This window comes from Mucilaginibacter glaciei (assembly GCF_014773245.1).
Lineage (GTDB): Bacteria > Bacteroidota > Bacteroidia > Sphingobacteriales > Sphingobacteriaceae > Mucilaginibacter > Mucilaginibacter glaciei.
This window is the reverse complement of the sequence record NZ_JACWMX010000004.1, coordinates 1-21,962: the sequence shown is the minus strand read 5'-3', so window position 1 is coordinate 21,962 and position 21,962 is coordinate 1. Positions and strand designations below refer to the sequence as shown.

16 protein-coding genes are annotated in these 21,962 nt (G+C 46.6%); 10 read left to right on the top strand and 6 right to left on the bottom strand.

The window, feature by feature from the left end; all coding sequences use genetic code 11:
- The 4 genes from pnuC to IDJ76_RS10025 all read left to right on the top strand — a co-directional run bounded on the left by pnuC (position 1) and on the right by IDJ76_RS10025 (position 4,224).
- Complete coding sequence (gene pnuC / locus IDJ76_RS10040; RefSeq protein ID WP_191163192.1) at positions 1-618, top strand: nicotinamide riboside transporter PnuC; 618 nt, start codon at positions 1-3, stop codon at positions 616-618.
- Position 619: 1 nt separating this feature from the next.
- Positions 620-1,714, top strand: coding sequence for an acyl-CoA dehydrogenase family protein (locus IDJ76_RS10035; protein ID WP_191163191.1), 1,095 nt, complete (start codon positions 620-622; stop codon positions 1,712-1,714).
- Between the two features lie 92 nt (positions 1,715-1,806).
- A complete protein-coding gene (gene pafA / locus IDJ76_RS10030; protein WP_191163190.1) occupies positions 1,807-3,465 on the top strand; it encodes an alkaline phosphatase PafA in 1,659 nt (552 codons plus the stop codon).
- A gap of 135 nt (positions 3,466-3,600) precedes the next feature.
- Positions 3,601-4,224, top strand: coding sequence for a thiamine phosphate synthase (locus tag IDJ76_RS10025; RefSeq protein ID WP_191163189.1), 624 nt, complete (start codon positions 3,601-3,603; stop codon positions 4,222-4,224).
- Positions 4,225-4,234: 10 nt separating this feature from the next.
- Here the strand turns inward: IDJ76_RS10025 and IDJ76_RS10020 are convergent, their stop codons facing one another.
- On the bottom strand, positions 4,235-4,750 hold the full coding sequence (locus IDJ76_RS10020; RefSeq protein ID WP_191163188.1) for a GNAT family N-acetyltransferase: 516 nt from the start codon (positions 4,748-4,750) through the stop codon (positions 4,235-4,237).
- An 80-nt stretch (positions 4,751-4,830) separates the two neighbouring features.
- On the opposite strand from IDJ76_RS10020, the gene IDJ76_RS10015 reads away from it, so the two are divergent.
- The 5 genes from IDJ76_RS10015 to infB all read left to right on the top strand — a co-directional run bounded on the left by IDJ76_RS10015 (position 4,831) and on the right by infB (position 12,553).
- On the top strand, positions 4,831-7,248 hold the full coding sequence (locus IDJ76_RS10015) for a S9 family peptidase (RefSeq protein ID WP_191163187.1): 2,418 nt from the start codon (positions 4,831-4,833) through the stop codon (positions 7,246-7,248).
- Positions 7,249-7,668 (top strand): hypothetical protein, encoded by a 420-nt coding sequence (locus tag IDJ76_RS10010; RefSeq protein WP_191163186.1) that lies wholly within the window; start codon positions 7,249-7,251, stop codon positions 7,666-7,668. It begins immediately after the preceding gene.
- 137 nt (positions 7,669-7,805) lie between these two features.
- A complete protein-coding gene (gene rimP, locus IDJ76_RS10005; protein ID WP_191163185.1) occupies positions 7,806-8,270 on the top strand; it encodes a ribosome assembly cofactor RimP in 465 nt (154 codons plus the stop codon).
- Between the two features lie 3 nt (positions 8,271-8,273).
- Positions 8,274-9,509, top strand: a complete 1,236-nt coding sequence (gene nusA, locus IDJ76_RS10000) for a transcription termination factor NusA (RefSeq protein ID WP_191163184.1) — start codon at positions 8,274-8,276, stop codon at positions 9,507-9,509.
- 59 nt (positions 9,510-9,568) lie between these two features.
- Entirely contained in the window at positions 9,569-12,553 is a 2,985-nt protein-coding gene (gene infB, locus IDJ76_RS09995) for a translation initiation factor IF-2 (protein ID WP_191163183.1), read from the top strand.
- A gap of 75 nt (positions 12,554-12,628) precedes the next feature.
- Here the strand turns inward: infB and IDJ76_RS09990 are convergent, their stop codons facing one another.
- Positions 12,629-15,253, bottom strand: coding sequence for a ligase-associated DNA damage response DEXH box helicase (locus tag IDJ76_RS09990; RefSeq protein WP_191163182.1), 2,625 nt, complete (start codon positions 15,251-15,253; stop codon positions 12,629-12,631).
- A 70-nt stretch (positions 15,254-15,323) separates the two neighbouring features.
- Between IDJ76_RS09990 and IDJ76_RS09985 the strand changes: the two genes are divergently transcribed.
- The gene (locus tag IDJ76_RS09985) at positions 15,324-16,004 is read left to right on the top strand and encodes a hypothetical protein (protein WP_191163181.1); all 681 of its coding nucleotides are present in this window, start codon (positions 15,324-15,326) and stop codon (positions 16,002-16,004) included.
- 66 nt (positions 16,005-16,070) lie between these two features.
- On the opposite strand, the gene IDJ76_RS09980 is transcribed toward IDJ76_RS09985, so the two are convergent.
- The 4 genes from IDJ76_RS09980 to IDJ76_RS09965 all read right to left on the bottom strand — a co-directional run.
- Complete coding sequence (locus IDJ76_RS09980) at positions 16,071-18,953, bottom strand: M16 family metallopeptidase (protein ID WP_191163180.1); 2,883 nt, start codon at positions 18,951-18,953, stop codon at positions 16,071-16,073.
- Between the two features lie 59 nt (positions 18,954-19,012).
- On the bottom strand, positions 19,013-19,486 hold the full coding sequence (locus IDJ76_RS09975) for a DUF2059 domain-containing protein (RefSeq protein WP_191163179.1): 474 nt from the start codon (positions 19,484-19,486) through the stop codon (positions 19,013-19,015).
- A gap of 5 nt (positions 19,487-19,491) precedes the next feature.
- Positions 19,492-20,607, bottom strand: a complete 1,116-nt coding sequence (locus IDJ76_RS09970) for an acyltransferase family protein (RefSeq protein ID WP_191163178.1) — start codon at positions 20,605-20,607, stop codon at positions 19,492-19,494.
- A 115-nt stretch (positions 20,608-20,722) separates the two neighbouring features.
- Positions 20,723-21,962: PIG-L family deacetylase (locus IDJ76_RS09965; RefSeq protein ID WP_191163177.1), on the bottom strand; the 1,240-nt coding region annotated here is incomplete at its 5' end.

Genomic DNA, 21,962 nt, shown 5'->3' with positions numbered 1-21,962 from the left:
ATGCAAAGCTGGATAAATCTTTTCCTCAACCAATTTAAGGCCACCACGTGGCTGGAATGGGCGGCGGTGCTATTAGGCGTTGCAGAAGTGCTGCTGGCAAAGGCAAATAAAGTGTGGCTATACCCAACCGGTATAGCCGCTACTTTGATATCTATATACCTGCTGCTGAATGCCGCCCTTTATGCCGAATGTTTGTTAAACGGTTACTATGTAGTGATGAGTGTTTACGGCTGGTACTACTGGATTAAAAAACGCGGCGAACCGCCAGTAAAGGTAAGTTACTCCAATCGCAGGGAATGGATCATTACGCTGCTAATTGTTTTTGCGGGTTGGGGCATGTTATACTTATTGCTCATCAATTTTACAACATCAACGGTACCTGTTTGGGATGCCTGGGTATCATCAACCGCCTGGGCGGGGATGTGGCTGCTGGCAAGGCGCAAAATAGAAAACTGGGTCTTGCTCAACATCAGCAACCTGTTTGCTATACCGCTATTGTTTCACAAGGATCTGGCACTATTCGGCCTATTGACGATCGTTTTATTTGTGGTGGCTATTTTTGGATATGTCGACTGGTGTAAGATCATCCGCCGGGACCAATTAACCCAAACTATTTAAGATGAGTCAAATCCACCACCCATCCATATTATTAAGCTCTGATTGGGTTAATACGATCAGGGAGCACGCCCCGGCGGCAGAAGCATTAGGCCAGCTTCACCCGGCGCAGCTGGAATTGGTTTATAAGCAGCAATGGTTTAATTTATTAGCGCCTGCAAGCTATGGCGGTTTACAAACCCCGCTGCCGGAACTAGTTAAAACCGAAGAAGCCTTAAGCTGGGCCGATGGCAGCCTGGGCTGGGTAGTAACATTATGCTGCGGTGCAGGCTGGTTCGGCGGGTTCATGGAGCCGGATTTAGCTCGGGAAATTTATCATGATAAAAAAGCCTGCCTGGCAGGGAGCGGTGCGGCAACTGGCACAGCTACCGTAAGCGGAAATGGCTACCTGATCAATGGCAGCTGGAAATATGCCAGTGGCGTGCACCACGCCACGCATATTACTGTTAATTGCGAAATTATAAGTAATAATAGTGCGATGTTAAATGCAGATGGCGCGCCGTTGATACTGCCATTTGTTATTGATCGTAACGATGTGCAACTACTTAAAGGCTGGAAATATATCGGCATGATGGCTACCGGCAGCGATGCTTACAGTATAAACAACCTGTATGTTGATAAAAGCCGTTGCTTTGAAATAGAGCCTGATGCCGCTGTAGTTAAAGAACAGTTATACATTTACCCTTTTATGCAACTGGCCGAAGCTACGCTGGCGGCTAACCTATCGGGCATGGCTGTGCATTTTATGGATCTGTGCGTATCCGCCTTTGCAAATAAGGCAACCAACCTGCGGCGGGTGAACGGGGCTAATGTTTTGGTGATGAATGATGCCTTAACCTCCTGCACTGATTTGCTGAACAAGGCCCGCACTGCGTTTTTTGCCGCTGTGGACGCCTCCTGGCAAGATGCGCAAAACCAAGGTTTGTTAAAAGCAGTTAGCAGCGCCAGCAGGGTATTAGCCAAAACAGCGCGTGGGTGTGTGGATGAGCTTTATCCCTATTGTGGCCTTTTAGCGGCATCGCCCGATACCGAGATCAACCGGATATGGCGCGATCTGCATACGGCCAGTCAGCATGCTTTGCTTACTTTTTTGGAATAGCGGCGTGAAATGGTTTAACACCACGGTAACGCAAAAATCACATTGATTTTTAAATGCTTTTATGATATTTGCCTTTCTCAAAATTACTTAGAATGAAGATCAGAGCCCTGCTTACCCTAACCTTCGCCATCGCTGTATTTAATTTATCGGCACAAACCAAAAAAACAACTGCTGCTGTTAATCAAACTTTGCTGCGCCCTAAGCTGGTGGTTGGTTTGGTGGTCGACCAGATGCGCTGGGATTATCTGTACCGTTTTTACGACCGCTATCAGGCAGGAGGCTTTAAACGCATGCTGAACGAAGGTTTTACCTGCGAGAATACGCTGGTGCCTTATATCCCTACCGTTACGGCTGCGGGGCATACCTGTGTTTATACAGGTTCGGTTCCTTCTATCCACGGTATTGCCGGTAACGACTGGACCATCCAGGCTACGGGAAAATCAATGTATTGTACGGACGACAGCACCGTTGTTGGCGTGGGAAGTACGTCAATCGCCGGCAAAATGTCGCCTCGTAATCTATTGGCCAGTACAGTTACAGATGAGCTACGTTTAGCAACCAACTTCCGTTCAAAAGTGATCGGGATCGCTTTAAAAGACCGCGGCGGTATCTTGCCGGGCGGCCATGCAGCTAATGCCGCTTATTGGTTTGACGATGCTACCGGCAACTGGATCACCAGCACCTATTACATGACCGACCTGCCCAACTGGATGAAAGCGTTCAATGCAAGTAAACCCGCCGAAAAATACTTAAAACAGGACTGGAATGCGCTTTACCCTATCGGTACTTATATACAAAGCGCACCGGATAACAGCCCAAGATATGAAGGCAAATTTGCCGGCACAGACGCGCCAACCCTCCCGGTTAAAACATCAGCCTTGTATAACGGTAAAATGGGAATGATCCGCAGTACGCCTTACGGAAACACAATGACGCTCGACCTGGCAAAAGCCACCGTAGAGGGCGAAAACCTGGGTAAAAATGCAGTGACCGATTTTCTGGCAGTTAGTCTGTCGTCAACAGATTATATCGGGCACCAATACGGTCCTAATTCTGTAGAAATTGAAGATACCTACCTGCGGTTAGATAACGACCTGTCGGCATTCTTTTCTTACCTGGATGCGAAAGTTGGTAAAGGTAATTACAGCGTTTTCCTGACAGCTGATCACGCTGCAGCACATAACCCCACCTTTCTGATCGATCATAACATCCCTGCAGGCGTTTGGAACGAATCTGCCGCGCGTACCGGCCTCAACAAACTGCTGGAAGATAAATATAAAGTTAAAAACCTGGTGCTGAATTTTGGCAACTACCAAGTTAACTTGAACAATGCTGCCATCAGGAAAGAGAACCTGAGCGCCGAAGGTATTAAAGCCGAGTGTATTGACTACCTGCAAAAACAACCGGAAATTGCTTATGCGGTAGATATGCAGCGCATCACAACAACAAGCATCCCTGATGAATTACGCACCCGCATCATCAATGGTTACAACGCCGATCGTAGCGGAGCTATCCAGATCATCTTAAAACCGGGATGGTATTCGGGGCATGGTGCAACAGGCACCACACATGGCACCTGGAATCCTTATGATGCGCATATCCCATTGGTGTTTATGGGTTGGGGCATTAAACATGGTAGCCTGAACCGCGAAACACACATGACAGATATTGCTGCAACGGTAGCGCAACTTTTGCACATCCAGGCACCAAACGGTAATATTGGTACGCCAATTGCCGAGGTGTTGAAGTAGTTGATTAGTAAGCAGAGATCAATCGTTATTGTACAATACAAGGCCACAAATCAATTTGTGGCTTTGTCATTTTAGTGCTCGCCCGTTTTAAAATTCGTGTAATTGGTGCTAATTGGTGAAATTCGTATGTCAATCATGAAAAAATACATCTCCAAATTCCATTATCTTACTCAGGACCTACCTAACCGCAGCCATGTGGAGCAAGCCCAAATAGCCTGCGAAGCCGGCGCCAACTGGATTCAGTACCGCTGCATGAGCAAAAGTGACGAAGAGATGCTGCCCGAGATCCACCAGATCGCCTCTATTTGCGATGATTGGGGTGCAACATTGATCTTAGCGAATCAATATCATCTGCTGGACAAAGTTGATGCACAAGGCGTTCATCTCGAAGATCTAAATGCTGATCTGAAAGCCATCCGCGAAGCGATAACGGATGAAAAAACCTTAGGCACCTCTGCCTATACTTTGGAAGGTTTATTGAAAGTTCAAGCCTCTGGCGTGGTTGATTACTGCGGCTATGGCCCCTTTGCCCATACCGATACCCGGCCAAACGATAAACCGCTTTTAGGGTATGAAGGTTATCGCCTTTTAGAACGGCAGCCAATAGATCTCCCGGTAATAGCGGTTGGCGGTATCCAGCTTAAAGATGTGGAATTACTAATGCGGACAGGCATTTACGGTATCGCGGTTTCAGGAACTGTTAACCTGTCGCTCGACCCCGCAGGGATGGTAAAGGAAATTTACAGAAAGATTTATTAATGGTGTAAGCTTATTGTTTATAAGCTACATAAATATGCTCGTCCAACACTTCGTCGTTTTTAAAGATCGCGCCTTTTATCACGCCCTGTTTGCTATACCCCGCCTTTTCCAATGCCCGCATAGACGCTTGGTTTCGGCTAAATACCCCTGCCTGAAGGCACATGATATTAAACCGGGAGAACAAATAAGCAGTTATCAATTTCAAAGCTTCGGTCATTACGCCTTTGCCCCAATAATCTTCGCCCAGCCAATAACCAATTAAAGGCGACCGGGCAAATACATCAGTCCTGAAATCAATACCAATTGTCCCGGCAAAAAGCCCGTCAATTTCAATTACAAATGAGGTTACAGGGTTTTCGTTAGCTTTCAAATTGATAAACAACTTTGCATCAGCCATCGTATAAGGCGATGGGAAACGGTCGTATAAATTAGCCGCAATTTTTGGGTTATTGGCCAATCTTTGCAGCTCAGTTATGTCGCTGTCTTGCCATTCGCGTAATATAAATCCGTTGCCTTTTATTTCCATTTGTAACAATCCAATCGTTAAAAATAGTAATATTACTTAAAACGTTAAATTGCAGCCGCAAGAGCCTTGCTTTGATCCATATGAAAAAACTTTTTACTCCTCTTTTACTACTTGTTTTCGTCAGTGCTTCGGCCCAGAAACTGGAAAAACTCACTGTCGAAAAAATAATGCGCGACCCTAAATGGATGGGCACCTCGCCCTCAAACATCCGCTGGAGCGATGATAGCAAGAAGATCTACTTTAACTGGAACCCTGATAAGGCCGAGCGCGATGGGATGTATTACATTACTACTGTTAACCTAAAACCGCAGGATTTGAACCTGGCCGACCGTAAAGTAATCGTGCCGGAGAATGGTAAATTGAATAATAAAGGCACGTTAAAAGTTTACGAAAAGAACGGCGATATTTACTTGCTGGCCATCAAATCGGGAAAGGTTATTCAATTGACAAACACCACTGTAAGAGAAAGTAACCCAACATTCAGCGGGGATGAGCAAAGTATCATCTTTACAAATGATAACGACCTGTTCGCGTTAAAACTGGCCAAAGGCGAATTAACCCAGCTCACCAATTTTGTTAAAACGGCGGCTACCCCTTCGGCACCTGCAACAGGAGGCCTAGGCGGCAGGCGGGGTGGCGCTGCCGGCGCGGCGCAGGCAGGCAACGAGCAAGAACGCTGGTTAAAAAAACAACAGCTCGAGCTGTTCGATATCATCAGAGTAAATGATAAGAACCGCAAGCTGGATTCGGTAGAACGAAAAGAAACACAGCCCGAAAAATTAAAAGAGATCAGCATAGGTGATAAGCGTTTAGGCGGAACACAGTTAAGCCCGGATGGTCGCTACGTTACTTACCGTTTAACACAAGCTGCCGAAGGTGCGAAAAATACAATTGTACCTAATTACGTAACCGCATCCGGCTATACAGAAGATATTCAGAACCGTACCAAGGTAGGCAGTCCGCAATCAACATCTGGCAGCTACATTTTTGATAAACAGCGCGATACCGTTTATAGCATCATCACCAAAAATATCCCAGGGATAAAAGATCTGCCCGATTATGTTAAGGATTACCCTAAACAACTGGCCGACCGTACCAAAGCTAATGCCGACCGCAAGGTGGACATCAGCGCTACTTTTTGGAGCGAGGATGGAAAAAATGCCGTTGTTGTGGTAGAATCACAAGATAATAAAGACCGCTGGATTATGAAGCTTGACCCCACTACAGGTAAGCTAACTCAACTTGACCGCCAGCGCGACGAAGCCTGGATAGGCGGCCCCGGCACCAGCAGCTTTGCAGGCGGCAGCTTAGGCTATACGGATAACACTCATTTTTACTATCAAAGCGAAGCCAGCGGTTACTCGCATCTATATTTGGTTGATGTGGTAAGCGGCACAAAAAAGCAATTAACAGCGGGTAAATGGGAGGTGCAAACCCTGCACCTATCTAATGATAAAAAGACGTTTTACTTTACTGCAAATATCGAGCATCCCGGCATTACGCATTTTTACCGTATCCCCGTAACGGGTGGCGCGCCGGTTAAGATCACTTCGATGAAGGGTGGTAACGAGATAGACCTGTCGCCCGATGAGAAATGGCTGGCCATCCGCTACTCGTATTCCAATAAACCCTGGGAGCTCTATTTGCAGGCCAACAAACCTGGTGCAAAGGCAGTACAGGTAAGCAACTCCGTAACTGATGAATTTAAATCATACCCGTGGAAAGACCCGCAGGTGATCAGTTTCAAAAACCGTTACGGTAAGGATATTTACGCACGCTTGTACCTGCCCAAAAAACCTGATCCGGCTAAACCTGCCGTAGTATTTGTGCACGGTGCCGGCTATTTGCAAAACGTGCATTACTGGTGGAGCAGCTATTTTCGCGAGTATATGTTTAACAACATGCTGGTTGATAATGGCTACACCGTTATGGATATCGATTACACCGCAAGCTCGGGCTACGGGCGCGATATCCGTACCGGCATTTACCGCCACATGGGCGGTGCCGACCTGACCGACCAGGTAGACGGCGTAAAACTATTGGTTGATAAATATGGCGTAAATCCTAAAAATGTGGGCTTATATGGTGGTTCGTACGGCGGCTTTATTACGCTGATGGCATTATTTACTCAGCCCGATGTTTTTGTAGCGGGTGGCGCATTACGCTCCGTTACCGATTGGGCTCATTACAACCACGGTTATACCTCCAACATCTTGAACGAACCTTTTGATGATGAGAAGGCCTATCGCCAAAGCTCGCCCATTTATTTTGCCGATGGCTTAAAAGGCCACCTGCTAATGGCGCATGGTATGGTAGATCAGAACGTAAACTTCCAGGATATTGTAAGGCTTACTCAGAGTTTGATAGAGCTGCATAAAAGTAACTGGGAATTGGCCCCATACCCGGTAGAAGACCACGGTTTTGTACAACCCAGCAGCTGGACGGACGAGTATAGCCGGATTTTTAAGCTATTTGAAGACAATTTGAAAGGGCGATAGATGAAGAAAACGCTAATCGTTATATCACTTTTCATCACCGCCTGCACCCCTGCCAGGCACCCTGCGGCAATTCAAATCAAACTGATCAATAATAAGCATTCGATAGAGTTTAAAGGATTGGATTACGCCGTGATGCAGGAGATAGGCCGCGACTCGTCGTCGCAAGAGTGGCAAAGTTTGGTGCCCGTTTACCGCATGCCGCGCGATACCGATATGAAAAACTACCAGTCGGAGCAACCCGGAAGATACGAGTTAAAAGACAGTTCTGTTGTTTTTACGCCCGATACCCCTTTTGTAGCAGGGCAGGTTTACTTTGTGCGTAACTACCGTTTAGGGGAGGGCGCAACCCTTGCCGACTACCTGAAAGGCCGCACTCAACCGGGTAGAACATATTTTACTGATTTGATTTTTAAGCAATAAGCATTTGGAATAAATTATTTTTTGTACATTTGCATCTAAATTAAAAAAGAGGGGGCGATTAGTCCCCTCTTTTATTTTATCAATCAAATTATCATCCGTCCTGTTTACGATCGGGATATAGGGAAAATTTTACGATAATGAATATTGAAAAAAAGGTAACAGAGCTGGTAGAAGAGAAAATTGCCGATATGCCCCATCTGTTTTTAGTGGATGTAAAAATGCACTCGAACGGTAAGCTAATTGTGCTGGTTGACGGCGATAACGGGATAGGAATTGCAGATTGCGCTACCATAAGCAGGCACGTAGGTTTCCACCTGGAAGAAGATAATGTGATAGAAGAGGCTTATAACCTGGAAGTATCATCGCCGGGTATTGATACCCCGCTGGTATTGAAAAGGCAGTATGCTAAGAACATTGGTCGCACGTTAGCTATTAAGATGGACGACGGCACCAAACGCGAAGGCGAATTGCTGATAGCGGGCGATGATGAGATAACCATTGCTGAGATAATTAAGGAAAAAGGGAAAAAGGCTGAGACTGTTGAAAGCACTATCCCTACAGATAAAATAACAGAAACAAAAGTTTTAATATCATTCAAGTAGAAGATGAGCAATATTAATTTAATTGATTCTTTTCAGGAATTTAAAGATTTCAAGAACATTGACCGCCCAACCATGATGAGCGTTCTGGAAGACGTTTTCAGAAGCATGATCAGGAAAAAGTACGGTAACGACGAGAATTGCGACGTTATTGTGAACACAGACAACGGCGATTTGGAAATTTGGCGCACCCGTACCGTAATGGAAGACGGTTTTAGCGAGGATGATGACCTGGAAATTGAGTTGAAAGAAGCACACTCAATAGATCCTGATTTAGAGGTTGGCGACGACTTTATTGAGCAGATCACTTTAGAGAGCTTTGGTCGCCGTGCTATATTAGCGGCACGCCAAACCCTGGTATCTAAAATTTTAGAACTGGAGAAAGACGAGATCTTTAAGAAATACAAAGACCGCGTAGGCGAGATCGTAACAGGCGAAGTTTACCAGGTTTGGAAAAAAGAAACATTGGTATTGGATGATGAGGGCAATGAGCTTTTATTGCCAAAAACCGAGCAGATCCCTGCCGATTACTTTAAAAAAGGTGATAGTGTTAGGGCGATCATCAGCAAGGTTGATATGCTGAACAGTAACCCTAAGATCATCATATCACGTACTGCACCTGAGTTTTTGCAACGTTTATTTGAAATGGAAGTACCCGAAATTTTCGACGGGCTCATCACCATTAAAAAGATTGTTCGCGAACCGGGCGAGCGTGCCAAGGTAGCTGTTGAATCGTACGATGACCGCATAGACCCGGTTGGTGCCTGTGTGGGTATGAAAGGGTCACGTATCCACGGTATCGTACGCGAGTTGAAGAATGAAAATATTGATGTAATTAACTTCACAAACAATATTCAGCTATACATTCAGCGCGCATTATCGCCGGCTAAGATCACCTCTATAAAATTAGATGATGATAAAAAGACCGCTGCAGTGTATTTAAAGCCCGATCAGGTGTCATTGGCTATTGGCCGTGGTGGTCATAACATTAAACTGGCAGGTAAATTGACAGGGTATGAAATTGATGTGTACCGTGAGGCTGATGAGCATGACGAGGATGTGGATATCGAAGAATTCTCTGACGAGATCGATAGCTGGATCTTAGACGAATTTAAACGTATAGGTCTCGATACTGCGAAATCTGTATTGGCATTATCTGTGGGTGAGTTAGTGAAGCGTACTGATCTGGAAGAGGAAACAGTAAAAGAAGTTTTATCAATTCTGCAATCGGAATTTGAATAAACGAAATAACACGAATAAAAAATCGTATTTTTGCGATAATTAGAGAGAAAATTTAATAAATGTCAGAAGACAAATCCATAAAATTAATAAAAGCAGTAAAAGAACTGAACATTGGTATGGGTACCATTGTCGATTTCTTAGCTACTAAAGGTTACAAGGTTGATAAGCAGCCTATGGCCAAGCTGGATAACGATATGTACACAACCCTGTTGAAGGAATTTGCTGTAGATAAAATTATTAAGGAGGAGGCCAAACAGATCAAGATAGGTAACATCCGTAAGGAAGAAGGCGTGCAAACGTCTGATCGCCCTGCAGAGCAGCCACGTCGTTCAAGAGATTTCGAGAACGAGGAAATTTTGATCAAAAACACGGGCCACTTTAGTTCGCCGCAGGTTGAAAAACCAAAGCCGGCTGAGCCGATCCAAGCCAAAACCGACGAGCGCAGTGATGCGCTGCCGGGCGTTAAGGTAATTGGTAAGATAGACCTTGATAATTTAGGTGCAAAAGCACCTGTTGCAGAGAAACCTGCGCCTGTGGTAGAGGCCCCAAAAGTTCCCGAACCTGTTGCAGAGAAACCTGCACCTGTTGTTGAGGTACTGAAGGCACCCGAGCCTGTTGCAGAGAAACCTGCACCCGTTGTTGAGCCACCCAAGGCACCTGAGCCGGTTGCAGAGAAACCCGCACCTGTTGTTGAGACACCAAAGGCGGCTGAACCCGTTGCAGATACACCAGCACCGGCTGTTGAGACACTAAAGGTAGCGGAAACAGAACCTACTGCAGCTGTTGCCGAAGAAGGTGACGACGTGATCCGCGCGAGTGCAGAGCGTTTAAGCGGGCCCAAAATTATAGGCAAGATCCAGTTGCCGGTTAATGCACCTAAGCGTAATCCGGTTGCATCTTCATCAAACGCGGCAGGTAACGCAGCCGATCAGAAACGCAAACGTAAACGTAAAGATCAGCAGGGTGGTGGGCAAGGCACAGGCCAGCAGGCCCCGCCAAGCGGCACCATTAATCCTAACCGTCCCGATTTCAGGAACAGACCAGCAGGCCCTCCGGGTGGCGGCGGTAACCGTCCCGATTTTAGAGGCGGCAGGCCACCTGCAAGCACAGGCCCTAAAGAAGAACCTACAGAAAAGGATATACAAGACCAGATTAAGGCTACACTTGCACGCTTAAGCGGTGCAGGTAAGAGCGGTAAGTTTGCCCAGCGTGCTAAATTCCGTCGTCAAAAACGTGATGATGTTGCTGCAACTGCCGAAGAACTGGCAATGGAGCAGGATGCACAGTCGAAAGTATTAAGGGTTACAGAGTTTGTTACGGCAAACGAGTTGGCTTTGATGATGGATGTATCGGTAACACAAATTATCTCAACTTGTATGAGTTTGGGTATGTTCGTATCGATCAACCAACGTTTGGATGCCGAAACCCTCAGTATTGTTGCCGACGAATTTGGCTACCAGGTTGAGTTTGTGAAACCACAGGACGAAGAAGCCAATCTTGACCAGGAAGATAACGAAGATGAGTTAGTACCGCGTGCACCAATTGTGACCATCATGGGCCACGTTGACCACGGTAAAACATCTTTACTGGATTTTATCCGCAAGACAAACGTAATAGGCGGCGAAGCGGGTGGTATCACCCAGCACATCGGCGCTTACGAAGTAACCTTGCCGGATGATAAAGGAAAAATTACATTCCTGGATACACCGGGCCACGAAGCGTTTACCGCTATGCGTGCCAGGGGCGCACAGGTTACAGATATTGTAATTATTGTAATCGCTGCTGATGATAGCGTGATGCCGCAAACGCGCGAGGCGATAAACCACGCGCAGGCTGCAGGTGCACCAATCATCTTCGCTTTCAATAAAATTGACAGGCCGGGTGCTAACGCCGATAAGGTACGTGAGCAATTATCAGCCATGAATATTTTGGTTGAAGAGTGGGGAGGTAAATATCAAACACAAGAAATATCAGCAAAAACCGGTTTAAATATTGAGTTGTTGTTAGAGAAGGTATTGCTTGAGGCAGAATTGCTCGAGCTGAAAGCCAACCCTAATAAACGCGCGGTAGGTACTGTAATTGAAGCTGCACTGGATAAAGGCCGTGGTATTGTTACCACCATTTTAGTACAGGCAGGCCGCTTAAAAGTAGGCGATCCTATCTTGGCTGGTTGCTATAGTGGTCGTGTTAAGGCATTGACTAATGAGCGTGGCCAAAGGGTTGAGTCTGCAGGGCCATCTACGCCGGTACAGGTGTTGGGTATGCAGGGCGCGCCTACAGCGGGCGATAAATTTAACGCATTAGAAAGCGAAGTTGAAGCACGTGAAATTGCAAACAAACGCTTACAATTACAGCGCGAGCAAGGCTTACGTACACAGAAACACATTACACTTGATGAAATCGGTCGTCGTTTGGCAGTTGGTAACTTTAAGGAACTTAACATTATTGTTAAGGGTGACGTGGATGGTTCTATCGAAGCCTTATCGGATTCATTATTGAAACTGTCTACCGAGCAGATCCAGGTGAATATCATTTCTAAGGCAGTTGGTCAGATCTCTGAAAGCGACGTATTGTTAGCCTCTGCATCAGATGCGATCATTATCGGTTTCCAGGTACGCCCATCGGGTGGAGCACGTAAACTGGCCGAAGCCGAGCAGATCGATATCAGGTTATACTCTATCATTTACGATGCGATCAACGAGATCAAGGCGGCGATGGAAGGTATGCTTGCACCAACGTTCGAAGAGAAGATCGTTGCGAATGTAGAGATCCGCGAAACCTTCAAGATCAGTAAGGTGGGTACTATTGCAGGTTGTATGGTATTAGATGGTAAGATCAACCGTAATAGCAAGATCCGTATCGTTCGCGATGGTGTTGTGATCCATACCGGTGAGCTGGCTTCACTAAAACGTTTCAAAGACGATGTGAAAGAAGTGGCCACCAATTATGAGTGTGGTTTAAACATTGCCAACTACAACAACATTGAAGTAGGGGATATTGTGGAGGCTTACGAAAACGTGGAAGTAAAACGCAAATTGGCCTAATCGGTTAGTTTATCAAATATTACAGAGGGCGGTTATTTAATCGCCCTCTTTTTTTGTGCCTTAAAGTTTGAATTGTTAAAAGCCTTTTTTACGGGTTACACCAACGCGGCGCGGCGGTTTTGGTGCTATCTTTTCGGCATCTGCTTCGTCAACGCTGTAACGGCGGGCCATTTTGGCAATCCGCTCTTCCATAGTTTCCGTAGTGAGCTTTTCACGACCAAGGCTATCTACTAATATCGGAAAAGCGAAGGGGGTAGGCCTTTCAATAACTTTTAGTATAATACTTTGCGTTTGGATGCGCTGTAATGCTGCCCGTAATCTAAACTCTTCCAATTGGAAAGCCAACGCCTCGTTGTAAGCCTGCCGCACCAATAAGTTATCTGGTTCATACTCGTTAAATACCTCGAATAATAGCGAGGTCGAGGCCTGTAAATGTTTGTTTTTTACCTGCTGGCCCGGGTAGCCGGTAAACACCAGCCCGCCGATATGGGCGATATCCCTAAACCGCCGCCGGGCCATTTCATTGGCATTTAAACTGTTTTGGATATCGTCTATCAGGTTATCTATCGAAAAGAATGCGGTGTCTTCCAAAGCTTCCTCAATAGGGATATCTTCGTCGGCCAGTAACTCGAAACCATAATCATTCATGGCGATAGAGAAACTGGCGGGCCTTATCTTAGAGAGGCGGAAAGCCAATAGGCTTGCCATCCCTTCGTGTACTAACCGGCCCTCAAACGGGTAAAACAATAAATGGTGACCCTCTCGCGATTTAAACGATTCTATCAAAAATTCATGGCTTTGCGGCAGATGCGAAAGTTTAGCCTGCAACTCAAACAGCGGTTTTAGCGCTTTTACCTCAATATCTGTTTCGATACCGTGCGCAACCTCGTCCAGCTTATCCCTAAACACCGCGGATAGCTGCGAAGAGAGCGGCATCCGGCCACCTGCCCAGCTGGGGATCAAACCCTTGGTTTTGGTTGATTTTTTGACATAAGCCGTCATATCCTTAACCTTAATAAACTCAAGACTGCGGCCTGCAAACCAAAAGGTATTGCCGGGATTAAGCTTGCTGATAAAGCCCTCTTCCAGCGTGCCTAAACTGCCGCCGCTTAACCACTTTACGCGGATACTCAATTCGCTGGTAATGGTGCCAATACTTAAACGGTGCCGCATGGCTACGCGCCGATTGTTCACCTTAAACAGGCCGTTCTCTACCTCCACCTTTAAAAATTCATCGTATTGGGCAAGGGTTTTACCACCATTGGTAATAAAATCAAGCAACTGATTAAATTCATCGCGCCGCATATCGGCAAAGGCAAAGGTCGATCTAACCTCTTTAAACAATGCGTCGGCCCTAAACCCGTCAGATACAGCCAGCGTAACCATATACTGTATCAGCACATCAAAAGTTAGCAGCATCGGGTCGCGGCTTTCAAATACGCCGTTTTTAATGGCCTGCTTTAACGCTGCGCCTTCCAGCAGTTCTAACGAATGGGTGGGCACAAAGTAAGCCTTTGATACCGCCCCGGGGTGGTGCCCGCTCCGCCCGGCGCGCTGCATAAAACGGGCTACCCCTTTGGGGCTGCCTACCTGCACCACGGTATCCACCGGCCTAAAATCTACCCCTAAGTCTAAGCTCGATGTACATACCACCACTTTGAGCATTTCGGCATGTAGGGCTTGTTCTACCCAGTTGCGCAATTCATTATCTAAAGATCCATGATGCATGGCCATAATTCCCGCATACTCGGGGTAGTTATCTATAATGGCATGGTACCAGATTTCGCTTTGCGAGCGTGTATTGGTAAATATCAGCGTGGTTTTACTCTTCGCCACAATCTCCATCACTTGTGGTAATAGCTTTACACCTATGTGCCCTGCCCAGCTGTAATTCTCAATATTTTCTGGGATTACCGACTCGATCAGCAGTTTCTTATCCACATTGGCCCTCACCATCCTGACCTGCTCTGGCGGGAATTCGTTACCCAACAGCACCTCGGCGGCCTGCTCCAGATTACCAATAGTTGCTGATATACCCCAGATTTTGAGTCGAGAATGGCGAGAGGTGAGTGGTGAGTGGGGAATCGGTTGGCGGGAATCAACAGCCGATATGTCATTTTTTACCGCTCCCCGTTCTCCAATCTCCGCTCCCAATCCTTTTAGCCTACTCAACCCCAGCTCTACCTGCACACCACGTTTGGTGCCTAAAAGCTCGTGCCATTCGTCGCAAACAAAAACTTGCAGGCCCTGGAAAACTTTGGCATATTCTTTTTGCGCCAGCATCAGGTGCAGGCTTTCGGGCGTAGTCAATAATACCTCGGGCAACTTTCGCTTTAATGCAGCCTTTTCTGCGGCCGATGTATCGCCCGTGCGGGTCATAATGCGCCAGGGCAGCCCCAGTTCGTCGCATACTTCTTGCATGGCTTTACGGATATCGTTGGTTAAGGCACGCAATGGCGTTATCCATAACATCAATAAACCATTATTTTTTTGCGTGGTGTAGGTATCGGGATATTTATTTATAAACTCTGCCAGGAAGGGCAGGAACAAAGCGAATGTTTTACCGCTGCCGGTAGGAGCATTCAGCAATCCTGAAAAGCCAGACAGGTATGCAGCTTCCATTTCTTTTTGAAACGGAAACTGCTTCCAGTCCTTTTGTTTATACCAAGCCTGTATTACCTTTTGCCCTTTAGTGCCCATGTGTGTTGCCAACAATATACCCTGTTTGGGGTTATAACTATCAACTGTAAATAATATAAATTGTTACGAAATGAATTGCTCAAAATACTTGCTCATCACGGTTATTGCCATCTCGGCGAATGCCTGTAAACCGAAGCCTCAACCGGCTACCAACCTGCCGGCTTTAAAAGCGGCAGATAGCGCGTTGATTATGAAAACAGAGCCTGCCGATTCGGCGAAAACCACTGATACGGTAAGCAAACCTGCTGGTGCTGAAGAAACCGGCGATGTGACCACGCCGACGCAATTGATCATCCCCGGTAAAAGCATTGGGCAAAGCATCATTAACGAGAGTATGGAAAATGTTTATAACCGGTTTGGCAAACCCGATAGTTCTGACGCGGCAATGGGCAGCGCACTGGCTGTTTGGTATGCAGGGCACAATAAAGCGGGTTACAAAACCAGCATTTTTTCGTGCCATAACTATAATGGGAAGGATGATATTTTCCAATATGTGAAACGCATTTTAGTAACATCGCCTTATTTCAAGACAGCTGCGGGGATTGGTGTTGGTAGCACACTTGCGCAGATCAAACAACAACACGCGGTAAAGCCGGGTAATGATCATAAAGCCGGTGGTAAAACAATGAACGTGTATGACGATATTGCCAAAGGGATTTCATTTGAAGTTGACCCGACCACTAATAAATGTGTAGGGGTGATTATCCAAAAGCCCGGTGATGCGGCGGGGTCTTATTTAAATATGAACTAAAACAAAGAAGCCGCTTCCAAAAAATAGAGCGGCCTCTTTATTTGCTGTATCATTGAAGTTAATGCCTTATTTAGTTTCGGCAGCTGCCTTCTTTTCGGGTAATAGGATCAGTTTAATGAAATTGTTCATGTCCAGGTATTTGTTAGCGGTAGCTTTGGTGCTGGCCACGGTAATCTGCTCCAGATTTTTAACATGATATAAAATATTATCCGGATCCTGTTGGTTTTGCGCAGCGCCTGCAAGGTAGCCCGCCCAAAAAACATTCTCCTTTAATTGTGATTGGGTCGACCGCGCTTCTTCGGCAACAAATTTACCGATATCGGCAGGTAAGGCACCGGTAGTTTTAAGCTTGGTAATCTCATCCAGCGTGGCTGTAATCAGCTTATCTACATTAGCTTCAGCACAGCTAAAATAAATAGTGACGGTGTATCTGTTGCTTGGTATTTTAACATAGTTGATACGTACGCCCGGCGCGTAGGTGCTGCTTTCCTGTTCGCGCAAGCGTTCAGTTAATTTGATGTTCAGTATCTCCTCCAGCGCATCTAATTGGATATTGTTAGCCTCGTTGAAATCGTAAGCACCACTAAACACCAATTGCACGGTAGCCTTATCATCAATCCCTTTGTTAACCACTTTAGTGATCAAGCCCGGTGTTGGATACATGCGCAGGTCTTTATAGGTTTCTTTTTTGTTTGTTGATGGCAGGCTGCCCAGGTAAGCCTCCAGATAGGGCTTAATATCCTCGGGGGTAAAGTTGCCCACCAATGTAAAAGTAAAGGCGCTGGCATCGGCAAAACGATCTTTATAAAAGCTATAGGCCTTATCCAGGCTAACAGCGTTCAATCTTTCGGGCGTAGTAACCATCGCGCGGAAGTTGTGGTTGTTTAAAACGGCAGCAATCGTATCCTGGAAAACACTGCCCGGATCTACCCCGCGGGTGGCCAGAATTGATCTGGTTTGATTGATGTTGCCTTGCCAGATGTCTTTATCCTTACGCGGCTGGGTAAAATAAAGGTAGATCAATTGCATAGCGGTCTCAAAATCACGGGGCGAAGCATTGGCGGTTATGCCCTGCGATATATCGCTGATGTAAGGCTGTACATGCAGGCTTTTACCGGCAAGCGTTTTATCTAACTGGCCCTGGTTAAAATCGCCGACACCGCTATTTCCAATAATAGGAGCTGCTAGGTTAGCGGATGTAAAGTCGGCATCGCTGGCTAATGATGTACCGCCAAAACTGTTCCCGTTGATCAGTATCTGGTCGTTTTTAAATTGTGTTGGTTTTAAAATTACCTTAAGTCCGTTATTCAACACATAAGTTGTTGTTGCAATGGCGGTATCAACAGTTTCGCTAACCACTTTGCCACCTTCCGGTGCTTTTTCCATCAGCGGTTTTGAGGTTACGTTATCTACATAAGCTGTAACATTTTTCCCCGCGTTGTTTACCCAGTCTAAAATAGTTTTTTCGGTGGGTAATTTATCCTTGTCTTTCTCTGGCGCTTCCACAATTACAACCCGGTTTTGGTCGGTGATGAGTTTGGCTGCCAGGGCATTCATTTGCGGTAACGATATCTCGCTGATATTACTTGCGTAGAACGCATATTCGAATATAATACCGGGGATAGCTTCGCCGATTAAAAAGTTAGCCTGATATTCACGCACAAAATTGGTTGAGTTGGTTTTGTCGCGTTCATTATAGCTATTTGTTACCTGTACCAGCGCGGCTTGTTTGGCGCGTTCCAGTTCGGTTATGGTAAAGCCGAATTTACGTGCGCGCTCAGTTTCTGCCACAATGGTTTTTACAGCATTTTCAAGATCGCCTGGTTTGGCAACCACTATCGACGAGAATGCATCCTGTTTGCCCAATAAACCGGCATAGGTAGATTTGCCGTATAAAAACGGTGGCTCCGGTTTTTGTAAAAGTTCGGTCAAACGCTCGCCCAGCATATAGTTAAAAAGGTTTATCCTCATACTCTGTATGTAACTGGTTATAGAGTTAACTACGGCTTGAGGGTGTTTTACAACAATTTGAGCAAGTGTGTAGGGGAATTCCTTATCGGTAACAATTTTTACCGCGGTGCCCGGCGTTGGCGGCACGGTGTACTGCACGCGCAGCTTTTCGCCCACAGGGTTTTTTAACGCCGAGAAATTTGCTTTGATCAGGCCCTCCACTTCTTTTACGTCGAAATCGCCAACGGCTACCACTGCCTGTAAGTCCGGGCGGTACCAATCGGCATAAAATGCCTTAATGGTTGGTGCGTCAAAACCTTTAATAACACTTTCTTTACCAATTGGCAAGCGCGATGCATACCGGGAATTACTTAATAAAACAGGCAATGTTTGCTGACTTAAACGCTCCTGAGCGTTGCGGCCCCGAAGCCGTTCTTCTTCTAAAACAACACCGCGTTCCTTATCTATCTCGACGGGGTCGAAGGTTACATAGCCCGCCCAGTTGGCCAGTATGTTAAAGCCCTTTTTGAATACCGTAGCACTATCTGTAGGTACAGGTAATTGGTATACCGTTTCATCAAATGAGGTGTAAGCATTCAAATCGGCACCAAAACGAATGCCTGATTTTTGAAGGTAATTCACCAGGTCATTCTTTGGGTAATCGCGCGTGCCGTTAAAGGCCATATGTTCGGTAAAGTGGGCCAAGCCCTGTTGCGCGTCGGTTTCTAATATCGATCCTGCCTTATTTACCAGGTATAGTTCGGCGCGGTTTTTTGGCTGTTCGTTATGGCGGATGTAGTAAGTTAATCCGTTGGGTAATTTGCCAATGAGTACATCTCTGTCTATCGGTAATGTGTTGTTGCTTGGCGGTTTGGCTGCTGCGGCTGCCGGTTTGGTTTTGAGTGATGTTGCCGGTTTCTTTTTAACCTGGGCAAATGTACTGCCCGATGCAATTACAAGGGTTATTGCGGCTACAGAAAATATCCTGTTAAAGTTCATAGTTTAATTGTGGGGATAAGGTACTAAGATGCTAAACGAATTTCTTAGTTGCAAATTGTTTATTGTTCCTTAAAAGCATCCTGCATTAACTGCTGCAATTCGGCCTGGTGGGCGGTAACCGTTTGCTGGCCCATCAGCGCACCCTTTTGAAACAGGATAGGTTGCTTTTGATTGAGTTTTTTGCCTAAAGGTGATAAGTAAAAGGTGGTGAGGTCTTTCAATTCTTTTTCGGTAAATTCCTGTGCATACATGGCGGCCATCTGGTCTTTCAGCAAATCCCAGTTCATATACTTGTTCATAAAGCCGTTCATGATCTCCATGAACTTGCCTTTCTTATCATCAGGCACACCTGTTGCGGCCTGTTTTACCATCGAGGTAATATTCTCTTTCATCTGCGCGCCAGCGCCCGATGCAACAAGGGCATCCTCGGCTGCTTTTAAGTGTGCAGGAGTGATGATGGTTGTGGTAACGGTAGTTTGTGCCGTAACTATCGAACAGATAAACAGCAGGGCGATGAGAAGTCTCAATTTCATATCTTTTAAATCTTAACAAAGATTTTACGAAGATACAACACCCACATTACCAGCCATAATATTAGCACAATTAAAATTGCGCCCGCCAACGATGCGTTCACCGGCGAAAGGTAGGGTACAAACAAAGTCTGGTAGACAGATTTACCGCCTATTTTGATTAAATTAAAATAATGGGGGATAAAACCTGCGAGCACATACGCAGTAATGGCATTGGCGCCGAATACCACAAACGGATAGGTGAAGCGTTTATGCCCCTGTACGTCTATCAGCCAGAAGCAAATAGCCAGCCCGATAGTAGCCAAACCGCCGGTGTAAAGCACGAACGAGCTTGTCCACAATGCTTTGTTAATGGGGAAAAACAAATCCCAGATGAGGGCAACAACTACAGCGATAACACCATAGGTAAACATCCAGCTTACCTTTACGCTGTCGTCTCGGTCTTTACGTTTTAGCCAGCTGCCCACGCGGATGCCGAACAGCCCCGTACCGATGGCCGGTAATGTACCCAGCAAGCCTTCCGGGTCCCACGTTTTGGATGATTTCCAAAGGTGGTCGGTAGTGAATACCAGGCGGTCTACCCAAGCACCCATATTAGTTTCGGGATTAAGGTTAGGGTAGCCCACCCCGGGCACCGGGATAAACGTCATGATGATATAATAGCCGAGAAGTACCCCGGCAAAGATCCAGTCGCGGCTTTTTTGCGATGTTTTTAAATAGATAATAGTACAGATAAAGTACACCAGCCCGATGCGCGGCAATACCCCCGGCAGGCGCATGTGTGCTAGGTCAAAATTCCAGCGCAGGATGAGTTGCATACTCCAGGTGATGAGCAGCAGGATCACCGTACGGCGCAGCGCGGTCAGTATAATTTTACCATGCCCGGCCCCATTCTCCTTTTTGCTTTCCATAGAGTAAACAATGGAAACGCCTACCATAAACAGGAAAAATGGGAACACCAAGTCGGTAGGGGTACAACCGTTCCATTCGGAATGCTCCAGCGGCGCGTAGATATGCCCCCAATCACCGGGATCATTTACCAATATCATAAAAGCAATGGTAGCCCCGCGAAAGACATCGAGGGATAGGAGTCTTGGGTTTTTGGTAAAGATTGTTTCAGTCATGTTGAATATTTCAGATGTATTGCGAGCGATAGCGTAGCAATCTCATAGGACAAGCGGGCATATTGAGATTGCTACGTCGGTATCGCTCCTCGCAATGACATGGTTTACTTAGTTCTTAAAATTCGTACCTGACAAAAGCCTCCATGGCGGCATACTCTGCTAAACCAAGCTTATCATAACATTGGGCTGTTTCGCGGTTACGGTCTTCGGCACGCACCCAAAACTCGCGGGCATCATCACCGGGGAATACCGGGCGGTCCTTCTGAGATTGGTGTTTAAAGATCGCGTTACGCTTGTGCAAAACCTCGGCAGGCGACAAAGGCACCGCCATCTCGATCTCATGCGTAGGGAACTCCTGCCAGGCACCGCGGTATAACCACATCCAGCAATCGTTTACCCAGTCCTCGGTTTCCCTTAACCTGCGTAAAGCCGCAATGATGATGTTAAAACAAACGATATGCGTCCCGTTCGGGTCGGCAAAATCACCCGCGGCAAACACCTGGTGCGGCCTGATCTTTTTAAGCAGCTCCATGGTTAACAAAATATCCTCTTCGCCCACGGCATTCTTCTTGGTTTTACCCGTTTCATAAAAAGGCAACGCCTGGAAATGAATATTGCTGTCGGGCAGCCCCGCGAAGCGGGCACCCGAGATGGCCTCCGTCTTTCGGATAAAACCCTTCACATCGCGGATCTCCGGCGTATCGACCTGGTTAGGCAGTTTGGTACCGATAAACCGGCGCATATCCTCATAAATCCCCTTCAGTTTAGCCGTATCCTCGCCCACACTCGCCTTAAAATCAATAGCGAACTCCATGTAGCGTAAAACATCATCATCCCATACAGCCGTATTGCCCGAAGTTTGGTAAGCCACATGCACATCATGCCCCTGGTCCACCAGACGAATGAATGTACCCCCCATGGAGATCACATCATCATCCGGGTGAGGAGAGAAAACGATAGAGCGCTTGTGAGCAGGCTCGGCACGCTCCGGCCTTTGAGAATCATCCGCGCCCGGCTTCCCCCCCGGCCATCCGGTAATGGTATGCTGTACCTGGTTAAAGATATCGATGTTGATCTCGTAAACCGGCCCCTGCTCCACGGCCAGCTGAGCCATGCCATGATTATTGTAATCCTCTTCGGTTAATTTCAAAATAGGCTTGCCCACGGCTTCCGATAGCCAGATCACCGCCTTTTTCTTCAGCAGGTTGTCCCACACACAATCCTTCACCAGCCAGGGTGTATCAAAACGGGTCAGGGCAGAAGCCGCATCCGCATCCAAAACAAACTCCACATTATCAGACAGCTGCAGGAAGGTAGCGGGCACCTCGCCCGAGATCTCGCCCTCTACCGCTTTT